The sequence below is a fragment of the Flexivirga oryzae genome (genome assembly GCF_014190805.1).
In the GTDB taxonomy this organism is placed as follows: Bacteria; Actinomycetota; Actinomycetes; order Actinomycetales; family Dermatophilaceae; genus Flexivirga; species Flexivirga oryzae.
This window is the reverse complement of the sequence record NZ_JACHVQ010000001.1, coordinates 2,586,377-2,598,788: the sequence shown is the minus strand read 5'-3', so window position 1 is coordinate 2,598,788 and position 12,412 is coordinate 2,586,377. Positions and strand designations below refer to the sequence as shown.

Annotated in this window: 13 protein-coding genes; 7 read left to right on the top strand and 6 right to left on the bottom strand. The window is 69.9% G+C overall.

The window, feature by feature from the left end; all coding sequences use genetic code 11:
- Positions 1-6: 6 nt before the first annotated feature.
- On the top strand, positions 7-2,370 hold the full coding sequence (locus tag FHU39_RS12265; RefSeq protein ID WP_183320638.1) for a xanthine dehydrogenase family protein molybdopterin-binding subunit: 2,364 nt from the start codon (positions 7-9) through the stop codon (positions 2,368-2,370).
- Between the two features lie 5 nt (positions 2,371-2,375).
- The gene (locus tag FHU39_RS12260; RefSeq protein ID WP_343065846.1) at positions 2,376-3,074 is read left to right on the top strand and encodes a dienelactone hydrolase family protein; all 699 of its coding nucleotides are present in this window, start codon (positions 2,376-2,378) and stop codon (positions 3,072-3,074) included.
- Here the strand turns inward: FHU39_RS12260 and FHU39_RS12255 are convergent, their stop codons facing one another.
- The gene (locus FHU39_RS12255; RefSeq protein ID WP_183320637.1) at positions 3,075-4,115 is read right to left on the bottom strand and encodes an ABC transporter substrate-binding protein; all 1,041 of its coding nucleotides are present in this window, start codon (positions 4,113-4,115) and stop codon (positions 3,075-3,077) included.
- A 66-nt stretch (positions 4,116-4,181) separates the two neighbouring features.
- On the opposite strand from FHU39_RS12255, the gene FHU39_RS12250 reads away from it, so the two are divergent.
- Genes FHU39_RS12250 through FHU39_RS12240 form a run of 3 tightly spaced genes read left to right on the top strand, consistent with a single transcriptional unit; the run spans position 4,182 to position 6,891 of the window.
- A complete protein-coding gene (locus tag FHU39_RS12250; protein ID WP_221185249.1) occupies positions 4,182-5,033 on the top strand; it encodes an iron chelate uptake ABC transporter family permease subunit in 852 nt (283 codons plus the stop codon).
- On the top strand, positions 5,030-6,076 hold the full coding sequence (locus FHU39_RS12245; RefSeq protein ID WP_183320636.1) for an iron chelate uptake ABC transporter family permease subunit: 1,047 nt from the start codon (positions 5,030-5,032) through the stop codon (positions 6,074-6,076). Before FHU39_RS12250 ends, FHU39_RS12245 begins: the two co-directional genes overlap by 4 nt.
- Positions 6,073-6,891, top strand: coding sequence for an ABC transporter ATP-binding protein (locus FHU39_RS12240; RefSeq protein ID WP_183320635.1), 819 nt, complete (start codon positions 6,073-6,075; stop codon positions 6,889-6,891). The genes FHU39_RS12245 and FHU39_RS12240 overlap by 4 nt, the downstream gene beginning before the upstream one ends.
- A 6-nt stretch (positions 6,892-6,897) precedes the next feature.
- Here the strand turns inward: FHU39_RS12240 and FHU39_RS12235 are convergent, their stop codons facing one another.
- The gene (locus FHU39_RS12235) at positions 6,898-7,107 is read right to left on the bottom strand and encodes a TOBE domain-containing protein (RefSeq protein WP_183320634.1); all 210 of its coding nucleotides are present in this window, start codon (positions 7,105-7,107) and stop codon (positions 6,898-6,900) included.
- Positions 7,108-7,136: 29 nt separating this feature from the next.
- Positions 7,137-7,370, bottom strand: a complete 234-nt coding sequence (locus FHU39_RS12230) for a hypothetical protein (RefSeq protein WP_183320633.1) — start codon at positions 7,368-7,370, stop codon at positions 7,137-7,139.
- A 138-nt stretch (positions 7,371-7,508) separates the two neighbouring features.
- Between FHU39_RS12230 and FHU39_RS12225 the strand changes: the two genes are divergently transcribed.
- On the top strand, positions 7,509-8,768 hold the full coding sequence (locus tag FHU39_RS12225; protein ID WP_183320632.1) for an Ig-like domain-containing protein: 1,260 nt from the start codon (positions 7,509-7,511) through the stop codon (positions 8,766-8,768).
- Between the two features lie 183 nt (positions 8,769-8,951).
- Positions 8,952-9,338 carry a YciI family protein gene (locus FHU39_RS12220; protein ID WP_183320631.1) on the top strand — a complete coding sequence of 129 codons (387 nt, stop codon included), beginning with the start codon at positions 8,952-8,954 and terminating at the stop codon, positions 9,336-9,338.
- A 16-nt stretch (positions 9,339-9,354) separates the two neighbouring features.
- Here FHU39_RS12220 and FHU39_RS12215 read toward each other — a convergent pair whose 3' ends face one another.
- The 3 genes from FHU39_RS12215 to FHU39_RS12205 all read right to left on the bottom strand — a co-directional run bounded on the left by FHU39_RS12215 (position 9,355) and on the right by FHU39_RS12205 (position 12,362).
- Entirely contained in the window at positions 9,355-10,314 is a 960-nt protein-coding gene (locus FHU39_RS12215) for an NADPH:quinone oxidoreductase family protein (RefSeq protein WP_183320630.1), read from the bottom strand.
- A 99-nt stretch (positions 10,315-10,413) separates the two neighbouring features.
- Positions 10,414-11,151: a 3-oxoacyl-ACP reductase FabG gene (gene fabG, locus FHU39_RS12210; RefSeq protein ID WP_183320629.1), complete on the bottom strand. Its 738-nt coding sequence runs from the start codon at positions 11,149-11,151 to the stop codon at positions 10,414-10,416.
- Positions 11,148-12,362 (bottom strand): acetyl-CoA C-acetyltransferase, encoded by a 1,215-nt coding sequence (locus FHU39_RS12205; RefSeq protein ID WP_183320628.1) that lies wholly within the window; start codon positions 12,360-12,362, stop codon positions 11,148-11,150. Before FHU39_RS12205 ends, fabG begins: the two co-directional genes overlap by 4 nt.
- Between the last annotated feature and the right edge of the window lie 50 nt (positions 12,363-12,412).

The window sequence follows — 12,412 nt, the reverse complement described above, 5'->3', positions numbered from 1 at the left end:
CGTCCTATGCCAGGTTCAATTCTCGGAACACGGGTCCGGCGGGTCGAAGACGCCGACCTCGTCACCGGCGCCTCGACCTACGTCGGCAACCTCCAGCTGGACGGGATGCTGCACGCCGCCTTCGTGCGATCGCCCTTCGCGCACGCCCGGATCGGCGGCATCGACACCGGTGAGGCCGCCGCCGCACCGGGCGTCGTCGCGGTTTACACCGCCGCCGACCTCGACCTGAAACCGCACCACGGCCTGATGGTGGTCAACCCCAAGGTGCCGCGCCCGCCGCTGGCCACCGACCGGGTCCGGTTCGTCGGCGAACCCGTGGCCATCGTCGTCGCCGAGACCCGCGCGGCCGCTGCCGACGCGGTCGAGCTCGTCGACGTCGACTACGACGAGCTGCCCTCGGTCACCGACCCCGAGGCGGCCCTCGCCCCCGACGCGGAGCTGCAGTTCCCCGACCTCGGCACCAACCTGGTGATCGGCAATCGCTCTGCGGTGCAAGAGGATCCACTGACCGGTGCCGACACCGTGGTGCGTGCCCGGATGGTCAACCAGCGTGTCGCGGTCGTGCCGATGGAGGGCAACGCGATCGCCGTCGACACGACCGGGGACGGTGAGCACGAGCTCGTCATACACGTCTCGACGCAGATGCCGCACGGACTGCAGGGGATGGCCTGCGCCGAGTTCGGCCTCGCCAAGGAGCAGGTGCGCGTCATCTCCCCGCACGTCGGCGGCGGCTTCGGCGGCAAGGCCGGGCTGATCTCCGAGCACACCGTGGTCATCGGTGCGGCGCGTGCCCTCGGCCGCCCGGTCTCCTGGGTCGAGACCCGCTCGGAGAACCTGCAGGGCATGCACGGCCGCGGCCAGGTCGGCTACTACGAGATGGGCCTGACCAGGGACGGCCGGATCACCGGCATCCGGGCCCGCGTGATCGGCGACGCCGGCGCGTGGGCCGGCTTCGGCGGGGCCCTGCCGATCCACATGACCGCCCTGATGGTGCCCGGTGTGTATGACGTCCCGGTGGTCGCCTACGACGCCTGCTCCGCGGTGACCAACACCGCCCCGATGGGCGCCTTCCGCGGAGCCGGGCGCCCCGAGGCGGCGGCGCACCTGGAGCGGCTGATGGACATCGCGGCCGACGAGCTGGACATCGACCCCGTCGAGCTGCGACGCCGGAACTTCCTGGACCCCAAAGCTTTTCCGGTGACGACGAAGATGGGTGCACAGTACGACTCCGGCAGCTACGACCTGCCGTTGCGGGAGGCGCTGCGCATCGCGGACTACACCAAACTGCGCGAGGAGCAGGCGCGGCGCCGCGAGACCGGCGAGCCGGTGCAGCTGGGCATCGGGGTCAGCGTCTACGTCGAGGTGACCGCGCCCGGCGGTGGGTCCGAATACGGCTCGGTCACCGTCCACGACGACGGCACCGCGACCGCCTCGTCCGGCACCTCCGCGCACGGTCAGGGGCACGCGACGGCCTTCTCGATGCTGGTGTCCGACGCGCTCGGCATACCCATGGACAAGATCACCTACGTGCAGTCCGACACCGCGGTCGTCCCGCGCGGCGGTGGCACCGGTGGCTCGCGGTCCCTGCAGCTGGGTGGCAGTGCGGTCGTCTCGGCCGCGAACGAGGTGCGCGAACAGGCCCGCCGGCACGCCGCGACGCTGCTGGAGGCCGCCGTCGACGACATCGTGCTCACCGAAGAGGGCACCTTCGGGGTGACCGGGGTGCCCGGTGGCGCGACGGTGACCTGGACCGAGATCGCCGCCGCTGCCAAGGACCAGGGCGAGGAGCTGACCGCCGGGCTCGACGTCAACCAGGACGGTTCCACCTTCCCGTTCGGTGCGCACGTGTCGGTCGTCGAGGTCGACACCGAGACCGGTCGGGTCCGCCCGCTGCGGCATGTCGCGGTCGACGACTGCGGCCGGATCCTCAACCCGCTGCTGGTCGAAGGTCAGCAGCACGGAGGGCTCGCGCAGGGCATCGCGCAGGCCCTCTACGAGGAGGTCGTCTTCAACGAGGACGGGCAGCCGATGACCGGCACGCTCGCCGATTACGCGATGCCGAGCGCGATGGACCTGGTGGACTTCGAGACCGCCTCCACGATGACGCCGACACCACTGAATGCGTTGGGCGCCAAGGGGATCGGCGAGTCCGCGACCATCGGCTCCACGCCCGCTGTGCAGAACGCCGTGGTCGACGCGGTCAGCCACCTGGGTGTGCGGCACATCCACCTGCCCTGCACACCCCAGCGGGTGTGGCGCGCGATCCAGGACGCGCAGGCGGGCACGCTGCCGGACCTGTGGCAGGACCCGCCGGACGTCTTCGCCGACCTGCCGGTCAGCGGTGGCGTGGACAACGCCGCGGGGGTGTGACGCACGTGGCCGACCGGATCGACATCCCCACGGCCGACGGGCCGATGCCCGCCTACCGCTTCCTGCCCGAGGCCGGGACCGGTCCCGGGATCGTCCTCTTCCAGGAGATCTTCGGCGTCAGCGACTACATCAAGATCCGCGCCGCCGATCTCGCCGCGCTCGGGTACGTCGTCATCGTGCCCGAAATCTATTGGCGCCTGGACGATTCCGAGATCGACGAGAGCAGTGACGGCATGCTGCAGCAGGCGATGGGCCTGATGAGCCAGCTGGACTGGCCGACCACGGTGGGTGACGGTGTCGCCTCCGTCGCCGCGGCCCGCACCGACGAGCACGTCGACGGGGGAGTGGGCGTCTTCGGCTTCTGCTTCGGTGGCGGACTCGCCTTCAACGTCGCCGCCTCGACCGACGTGGACGTGCTGGTGAGCTACTACGGGTCGGCGCTGCCCAACCTGCTCGACCTCGCCGGCGACGTCACCGCACCCAGCCTGCACCACTTCGGCACCGCCGACGACTATCTCCCGATGGACGTCGTGGAGCGGATCCGGGCCGCGGTGTCCCGCGACGGGGTGCGGTTCGAGACGTATGACGGCGCCGGGCACGCCTTCGACAACCCGTTGCCGATGTTCCACCACGCCGCCGCCTCGACGGCGGCGTGGCGTCATACCCTCGACTTCCTGGCGACCAACTTCCCGGCGAAACCCTAGTCAGGCCAGGGCTTTTGTCAGCTTCGGCGTCAGCTTGTCCACAACGTACGGCAGGCTCAGCGGCGAGCTGAAGTAGATCGCACCGGAGAGTTCACCGCCGGTGTAGACCGAGCGTCCCGACTTCACGGCGTCCAGGTTGCTGAAGCCGGGCACCTTCTGCAGCGCCGCCAGATCGCTGGGCTTCTCGGTGGCCCAGATCAGCACCTCCGCGGAGTTGAGGACGTGGATCTGCTCCACCGGGATGTAGGCCTGCTCGCCCTCGCGGACGTACTTGTCGATGTCGGAGGGGACCTCGAAGCCCAGATCGGCGAGGAACTCGGTGCCCAACCCCTCCGGATAGGCGATCAGGCTGCCGTCCGACACGGCGTTCTGCAGGAAGATCGCCTTGGTGCCCTTGAACTTCGGGTGATCCGCGGCCGCCGTGCTGAACTTCGCCTTGATCGACGAGCGCAACGCAGTCGCCTCCTGGGACTTGCCCATCGAGGTGCCGATCGTCGCGAGCATGTCGTACCAGGGCGCGAAGTAGCCCTTCTTGGTGCTGGCCTGCGGCACCGTCGGGGCGAGTTTGCTGAGTTTGCCGTAGTCCTCGGACGTCATACCCGAGTTGGTGCCGATGATCAGATCCGGCTGCAGCTTGGCGATCTCGGTGAACTGGAAACCGTCGTCGGTCTTCAGCAGCTTCGGCTTGTTGTCACCGTTCGCGGCCCGGGCCCACGGCCACATCGCGTACGGCTGGTCGCCGTACCAGTCGGTGACGCCGACCGGTTTCACCCCGAGGGCGAGCACGAAGTCCTGCTCGGTGACGCCGACCGTGACGATCCGCGTCGGCTGCTTCTCGACCGTCGTCGTGCCGAAAGCGTGCTTCACCGACACCGGCTTCCAGGCCGTGTCCCCGGCCGACCCGGCCGCCGTGGCCGGGCCGCTTGCGCCGCTGCCCGCCGACGACGACGAGCCGCAGGCGGCGAGCAGTGCCGCCGCTCCCGCCAGCCCGGCACCGAGTGCTGCGCGCCGTGACAGGGGCGCGTTCGTGATGCTGTCCATTGATTCCGCAACCTTCCTCCGTGGGTTAGGTGAGCCTAGCCTTAACGACCCACTACACTCTGCGGGGTGCTCGCCAGCCGGACAGACCCGACGGACCTCACCGCCAGGACGCGACCCTTCGGGGCGGTCCTGGCGATGGCCGTTGCCGTCATGCAGTCCACCGCGCGCAACCCGCTCGCCGACCCCGGCCTGCTCGGGGTCAACGCCGGCGCCGCCGCCGCCGTCGTCTCGGCGATCAGCTTCCTCGGCATCGACCAGCCTGCGGGCTACCTGTGGTTCGCACTGCTCGGTGCGGCCGTCGCCTCGGTCGTGGTCTACCTGCTCGGCACCACCGGGCGATCCTCGGCCACCCCGGTGCGTATGGCGCTCGCGGGCACCGCGATCGGCGCGGCGCTGTCGGCCTACGTGACCGGCGTGATCCTGATCGACCCGAGTGCGTACTACCACTTCCGGTACTGGAACATCGGCGCGCTCACCGGGCGCACGTTGACCGATGTCGGCCCGCTCGGCTGGTTCCTGCTCGCCGGCCTGATCGCCGGTGCCGCACTGGCCCGCCCGCTGAACGCACTCGCCCTCGGCGACGACCTCGGCAAGGCGCTCGGCGCCCACGTCGGCCGTACCCGGCTGCTCAGCGTGCTCGCCGTGACGCTGCTGTGCGGCACGGCCACCGCGGCGGTGGGGCCGATCGGGTTCGTCGGCCTGGCCGTGCCGCACGTGGCGCGCATGCTGGTCGGGGTCGACCAGCGCCGGCTGCTGCCGATGTCCGCCCTGCTCGGCGCGTGCATGCTGCTCGGCGCGGACGTCATCGGGCGGCTGATCGCCTGGCCGCAGGAGATCGGGGCCGGGCTGGTGACGGCGGTGGTCGGTGCACCGGTGCTGGTCTGGCTGGTGCGTCGCCGGAAGGTGGGACGGCTGTGAGCACCACGGTCGCGAAGCGCGCCATACAGCTCGGCAGCGCCCGGGGCGCCGTCAACCGGCGCACCGCCGTGCTGACCGCCGGCACCTTGATCGCCGCCATCGCGGTCATCCTGCTCACCCTCGGCACGGGCGCGCTGCCGGTCTCGCCCGCCGGTGTGGTCCGGTGCGTCCTCGGCGCAGGGGACCCGGCGAACGACTTCGCCGTCATGGACATCGGGCTGCCGCGCGCCGTCACCGGACTGCTGGTCGGTCTGGCGCTCGGGGCGGCCGGGTCGCTGGTGCAGGCATACACCCGCAATCCGCTGGGCAGTCCGGACGTCATCGGATTCGACGCGGGCGCAGCGACTTTCGCGTTGATCGGGCTGCTGGTGCTGCATCTGCAACCGGCGGGCTACTCGGTGCTCGCCGTCGTGGGCGGGTTGGCAACCGCGGCAGTGGTGTTCGCGCTCGGCACCGGCGGTGAGCACGACGCCGGCTACCGGCTGATCCTCATCGGGATCGGGGTGGGTGCGGCGCTGGCCTCGGTCAACGGTTATCTGTTGACCAGGTCCACCAACTACGAATCCCAAGCGGCGGCAAGGTGGTTGGCCGGCAGCCTGAGCAACTCGGACTGGTCCAGGGCCGGGATCCTCTCCGTCGCGCTCGTGGTGCTGCTGCCCTGTGCGGCGGCCTGTGCCCGCCACCTGCGGACGATGCTGCTCGGAGCCGACGTGGCGGTCGCGCTCGGCGTCCCGCTGCGCCGGGTCTCCGTCGGGGTGCTCGCGATCGCGGTCGCGCTCGCCGCGGTCGCGGTGGCGACCGCCGGTCCCGTCTCGTTCGTCGCGCTGACCGCGCCGCAGCTCGTCGTCCGGCTCACCCGCGGGCCCGCGCCGCAGGTCTTCGCGTCGGCCGCCATGGGCGGGTTGCTCATGGTGGTCAGCGATTTCGTCGGCCAGCGCGCACTCGGCAGCATCGACCTGCCGGTCGGGGTCGTCACCGGTGCCGTCGGCGGGGTCTACCTGGCCTGGTTGTTGTCCCGTGAATGGAAGGCACGCTCCCGATGAGAACCGCACTCGCCGAGCCGAGACTCACCACCTCGGCGTTGTCCCTGAGGTATGACGACCGGCTCGTCGTGCCGGACCTCGATCTGGAGTTGCCCACCGGCGACTTCACCGTCATCGTCGGCCCGAACGCCTGCGGCAAGTCGACCACCCTGCGCGCGCTCGCCCGGATCATGCGGCCGGACGGAGGCGCGGTGCTGCTGGACGGCACGTCCATCAAGAACATCCCGACCAAGGAGCTCGCCCGCACCCTCGGCCTGCTGCCGCAGTCCCCGGTCGCGCCCGAGACGGTCACGGTGCGCGACCTGGTCGGCCGCGGCCGGTATCCGCATCAGAGTTTCCTGCGGCAGTGGTCGGACTCCGACGAGCGCGCCGTCCGGGACGCGATGGATGCGACCGGGGTGACGGCGCTCGCCGACCGGCTGATGGAGGAGCTGTCCGGCGGGCAGCGGCAGCGCGCCTGGCTGGCGATGGTGCTCGCGCAGGAGGTGCCGCTACTGCTGTTGGACGAGCCGACCACGTTCCTGGACGTCACCCACCAGCTGGATGTGCTGGATCTGGTTGCGGGGCTACGGGATCGGGGCCTCACCGTCGTGGCCGTGCTGCACGACCTCAACCTCGCGTGCCGCTACGCCGACCACCTCGTGTGCATGCGGGACGGCCGGGTCGTCGACAGCGGGTCACCGGGCGACATCGTCACCGCGGATCTCGTCGAGCGCGTCTTCGATCTCCCGTGCCGCGTCATCGACGACCCCGAGACCGGGACGCCTCTCGTCATACCCGCTCGGCGGCGGGTGAAGCAGCCGATAGCGGTCTGAGCAACCTCAGTCGACCGCGAGCATCACCGAGCTGGCCTTGACGATCGCGGTGACCTCCTTGCCCACCTCGATGCCGAGCTCGGTGGCGGCCTCCTTGGTGATCGACGAGGTGATCGTCTGACCGCCGGCCAGCTCGATCTTGACGGTGGTGGTGACGACACCTTCGTCGATGGCGGTGACGGTGCCGGTGAGCTGGTTGCGTGCGCTGAGTCTCATGGGTCAAGTCTCGCACCCGGGACGGCCCCTCAACGCAAGGCGGCGACCAGCAGCGCGACGGCCGCGCCGAGCGACGTCAGACCCATCAGCGCGTCGAACCCGAGGTAGCAACAGACCGCCCACGTGTGCCTGAAGTCGACGGTCAGGCCGCGACCGGTGACCTGGAGGCGGCCGGTGCGCCGGAACTCCCGCCATGAGCGGCGGACGTACCACCAGGCGGCGTAGCTGAACAGTGCCAGAAGGATGGCGGCGACGACCTGCACGCGTCGAGGCTAGTCCTGAGATGACGATTCGGTTGCGATTCGCTGTGCGCGACGCGTGCGCGCCGGGGGACGCGCAGGCTGGAAACGTAGTATGCGCCGGGTAACGTACTCGCTGAGGGGGCTCGTGAGGGGTATGACGTGTCGCAGGAACTGAGTCGACGTGTCGCGATCAGTGGCGCCTTCGCGGCTGCACTGACCGTCGGTGTCGCGGCGTGCGGCCATGGGGACAAGCATGCGGGGACGTTCGGCGAACCGGCCGGGACGCCCACGGGCGCGCCGACGGCGACCTCCGCCGAGCCAGCACCGGCGACGTCGTCGGCAACCTCGACACCGCCGCCTCCCGCGGACATCACGGTCGCCGGACTGGACGGCGACACGCTGCCGTTCGGGGCGCCGGTGACACTCACCTCGTCGGCACGACTGGACTCGTTGAAGGTGCAGGACGGGGACGGCAAGGCCGTCGACGGCACGCTGTCGAAGAAGGGCACGTCGTGGGTCAGCTCGGCACCGATCGGGCCGGGCGCGTCGTGGACCTGGACCGCGACCACGGCGCAGGGCGCCGTCAGTGACGGCAAGATCGGGTCGGCGTCCGCCATACGCACCGTGGGCGCGACGGCGAACATCGGCGTCGGCTGGACCGTCGGCGTCGCCGCACCCATCGTGGTCAACTTCAAGACGAAGGTGACCGACAAACCGGCGGTGGAGAAGTACCTGCAGGTGCTGATGCGGCCCGCCGGGTCGAAGGGGAAGTGGACCGAGGTCGTCGGCTCCTGGGCGTGGCTGCCGGACAGTGCGCCCAACTCGGAGCTGCACTTCCGCACCAAGAAGTACTGGCCCGCGCACACGGAGGTGCGGGTTGTGCTGCCGTTGGCGCAGCTGAACTGGGGCGGTGGCGTCAGCGGCGTGCAGGACTTCGACTGGACGTTCAACATCGGGCGCTCGCAGGTCGTCATCGCCGACGCGCGCAAGCACAACATCGTCATCTACCGGGACGGTGCGAAGGTGGCCACCTACCCGGCTTCATACGGCCTCGACTCCGACCCGATCCGCAACACCCGCACCGGCATCAACGTCGTCACCGAGAAACTGCAGACGGTCGAGATGAAGTCGAAGTTGTTCCACTACGACGAGATCGAGCACTGGGCGGTGCGGTTCAACAACAACGGCCAGTTCATCCACGCCAACCCGGACACCGTGCAATATCAGGGGCATTCGAACGTCTCACACGGGTGCATCAACCTGTCGCCGACGAACGGCAAGGCCTACTACGACACCGCGATCTACGGCGACCCGGTCGACGTGCGCGGCACCAACGTCAAGCTGTCCTCCACCCGCACCGAGATCTACGACTGGGCGCTGTCGTGGAAGCAGTGGAAGGCGATGTCCGCACTGACCTGAGGTTGCCCTATGCCAAAGGGGAGCCATACCGCACGTCTGGCATAGCACTAGCCTCAGGCGGAGTGCTCCCGAAAAGTGTCCGATCGTGCGACCGTCGTTCGTAGAGGAGATGGACGGAGGTCACGACAGGCCGCCGCCGAGACCGTCGGGAGCGTCCAACGTCCCGACTGAAAGGCAGAAACCGTGCCGGAATACCTGATCATGTTCAACGATGAATGGGTGGGCTACCAGTCGCCCGATGACCTGCGCGCCAAGAGTGCGACCTCGCGCGCACTCATCGACGAGATGAAGGACGCCGGGATCTTCGTGTATGCCGAGGGCGGCATCGACAGCTCGACGGCATTGTTCAGCGTCGAGACCAAAGACGGCAAGCCGGTCTTCAGTGACGGCCCTTATGTGGAGACCAAGGAGCACATCGGCGGGTTCACCGTGATCGACGTTCCTGACGACGACACCGCCCGTGAGTGGGCGGGACGTATGGCGCTGACGCTCGACTGGCCGCAGGAGGTGCACCGGTTCGGCGCGAACGTCGAGGAGACCATCGAGCGTCTGCACTCGGGCGGTGCGTGAAATCGGTACGGGCCGGTCACATCGCGAGCGTGATCTTCCCCGTCGCTCCGCGCTGGTCGAGCAGCTTCAGCGCGTCTGCGGCGCGCTCCAGCGGGAAGATCGGACCGAGGACCGGCGCGAGGGCGCCGGAGCTGAGATGGGGGAGGAGTTCGTTCCACTGCTGCTGGATGAACCCCGGCTTGCCGAGGGCATACGCACCCCAGCCCACCCCCACGACCTCGATGTTGTTCAGCAGCAGCCGATTGACCCTGACCTCGGGGATCGACCCCGCGGTGAACCCGATGACGAGCACGCGCCCGTCCTCCCGGAGCGTGCGCAACGAATCGGTGAACCGGTCACCGCCGACGGGGTCGACGACGATGTCCACAGTGTTTCTTGCGCTGCGGGCGAATGAGCTGAAGTCCTCGGTGAGCACGTATTCGTCCGCGCCCGCGTCCACCGCAACGGCGCCCTTGGCGTCGGTGGAGACCACGCCGATGACCCGCCCGGCCCCGAACGCCTTGGCGACCTGGATCGCGGCGGTGCCGATCCCGCCGGCCGCCCCGTGGACGAGGACGGTCTCGCCCTCGGCGAGGCGGCCTCGCGTGGTCAGCGCGAAGTGGACGGTGCCGTAGTTGAAGATGATGGATGCGCCGGCGGCGAAGTCGACGTTGTCGGGCAGCCGGAACGCCAGGTCGGGGCGGGTGGTCACGTTCTCCGCGAAGCCGCCGATCAGCGGCAACGCCGCCACGCGGTCGCCCGGCGCGAGTCCGGAGTCCGGCGGCGCCGCGGTGACGACACCCGCGACCTCGGCCCCGGGGATGAACGGCAGGTCCGGTTTCAGCTGGTACTGGCCGCGGGTCTGCAGCAACTCGGGGAACGAGACCCCGGCCGCCTTGACGGCGATGGCGACCCGGGAGTCGTCCGCGGGTGCCGGTGCCTCCTGAAGTGACACCGACTCGGGCCCGTCCAGGGTGGTGACAACGATGGCGCGCATGTTCCTCCTGAGTGCAAGCCCCACGATCGTAGCGAGCGCGTGCTCAGTGGCGCGCGATCGCTCCCTGGCCCGTGAACCGGGCGGCCGGGTTGGGCCGGATCAGATGGAAAGTCCACCGTCGATCGGCAGCACGACGCCGGTGACGTACCCGGCGGCACGGCTGGCGAGGAAGCACACGCCGGCGGCCATCTCGGCGGGGTCGCCGAAGCGTCCGGCGGGGATGGCGGCGATCAGCTCGGCACGCTTCTCGGCCGGCACCGAGGCGACCATGTCGGTCTCGGCGTTGGGTGAGATCGCGTTGACCGTGATGCCGAACCGGGCGAGCTCCTTGGCCGCCGTGCGGGTGAAGCCGATGATCCCGGCCTTGGCCGTGGCGTAGTTGGCCTGGCCGATGTTGCCGTGCAGCCCGGTGTAGGACGTCGTGTTGACGATGCGGCCGAATCCCTGTGCCCGCATCGTGGGGACCACCGCGCGGGTCATCTTGAAGGTGCCTCCCGCGTGGACCGCGAGCACCGCGTCCCACTGCTCGTCGGTCATCTTCCACAGGACGGTGTCGCGCAGGATGCCCGCGTTGTTGACCAGCACGTCGATGCGGCCGGTGTCATCGATGATCCGCGCCACGGCCGCCTCGACCGAGCTGCTGGAGGACACGTCGGTGCCGATCGCGTGGGCGCCGAGCTCGGCCGCCGTGCTCGCGGCGGCGGCCTCGTCGTGGTCCAGGACGTAGACCGTGCCGCCGGCGTCGCTGAAGGCACGAGCCAGCTCGCGGCCGATCCCGCGCGCGGCTCCGGTGACGACGATCGTCTGGCCGGTGAAGTCGAAGCTGACCCCGGTCATGACAGGCGCTCGACGATCATCGCCATACCCTGGCCGCCACCCACGCACATGGTCTCCAGACCGAACTGCTTGTCGTGGAGCTGCAGCGAGTTGAGCAGGGTCGTGGTGATGCGCGCGCCGGTCATGCCGAAGGGGTGACCCAGGGCGATGGCGCCTCCGTTGACGTTGAGCCGGTCCTCGTCGATGCCGAGCTCCCGGGCGGAGCCGATCACCTGGACCGCGAACGCCTCGTTGATCTCGGCCAGGTCGATGTCGCCGATGTCCATCCGTGCTCGGGCCAGGGCCTGCCGGGTTGCCTCGATGGGGCCCAGGCCCATGATCTCGGGGTTGAGTGCAGACAGTCCGGTGCTGACGATGCGGGCCAGCGGGGTGATGCCGAGCTCGGCCGCCCTCACGTCGCTCATGACGACCACCGCGGCGGCGCCGTCGTTGAGCGGGCAGCAGTTGCCGGCGGTGACGGAGCCGTCCTCCCGGAAGACGGGACGCAGGCCCGCGACCGCGTCGTAGGTGACGCCCGGCCGGGGACCGTCATCGGCGCTGATGACGGTGCCGTCGGGTAGTTCGTACGGCGTGATGTCGCGTTCGAAGAAGCCGGCCTGCAGGGCGGCCTCGGCGCGGTTCTGGCTGCGGACGGCGAACGCGTCCTGCTCGGCCCGGGTGATGCCGGTCGCCGTCGCGACGTTCTCGGCGGTCTGGCCCATCATGATGTAGACGTCGGGGAGGTCCTCCGCGCGCAGGTCGGTCCAGGTCTGGTTGGAGGCGGCGAGCTGGTCGGTGCGGGCGAGCGCCGCGGCGAAACGCGGGTTCATCGTGTCGGGCAGGTAGTCCGCGTTCCCCCTGGGGTAGCGGCTCACCGTCTCGACGCCGGCGGAAATGAACACGTCGCCCTCGCCGGCGCGGATCGCGTGCATCGCCATCCGGGTCGTCTGCAGGCTGGAGGAGCAGTAGCGGTTGACCGTAGTGCCGGGTACGTCGGGGAGCCCGGCGAGCAGGGCGGTGACGCGGGCGAGGTTGTAGCCGGACTCGCCCGCGGGCTGCGCGCAGCCCAGCATGAGGTCGTCGACGGTCGACGGGTCGAGCACGGGGACCTTGGCCAGTGCCGCCCGGACCATGGCGGCGGCCAGGTCGTCGGGGCGCGCCTCGGCCAGGGATCCCTTGGTGGCGCGGCCGATCGGTGAGCGGGCGGTGGCGACGATGACTGCTTCGGGCATGGTGTTCCTTCTCGTGGCGGGGGATTCGTGGTGAGGGGAGCGGGCCGGCG

Excerpts from the sequence above, each read along its gene's own strand:
- FHU39_RS12265 (WP_183320638.1), top strand. The coding sequence starts at position 7 with ATGCCAGGTTCAATTCTCGGAACACGGGTCCGGCGGGTCGAAGACGCC.
- FHU39_RS12255 (WP_183320637.1), bottom strand. The coding sequence starts at position 4,115 with ATGGACAGCATCACGAACGCGCCCCTGTCACGGCGCGCAGCACTCGGT.
- FHU39_RS12240 (WP_183320635.1), top strand. The coding sequence starts at position 6,073 with ATGAGAACCGCACTCGCCGAGCCGAGACTCACCACCTCGGCGTTGTCC.
- FHU39_RS12235 (WP_183320634.1), bottom strand. The coding sequence starts at position 7,107 with ATGAGACTCAGCGCACGCAACCAGCTCACCGGCACCGTCACCGCCATC.
- FHU39_RS12215 (WP_183320630.1), bottom strand. The coding sequence starts at position 10,314 with ATGCGCGCCATCGTTGTCACCACCCTGGACGGGCCCGAGTCGGTGTCA.
- fabG (WP_183320629.1), bottom strand. The coding sequence starts at position 11,151 with ATGACCGGGGTCAGCTTCGACTTCACCGGCCAGACGATCGTCGTCACC.
- FHU39_RS12205 (WP_183320628.1), bottom strand. The coding sequence starts at position 12,362 with ATGCCCGAAGCAGTCATCGTCGCCACCGCCCGCTCACCGATCGGCCGC.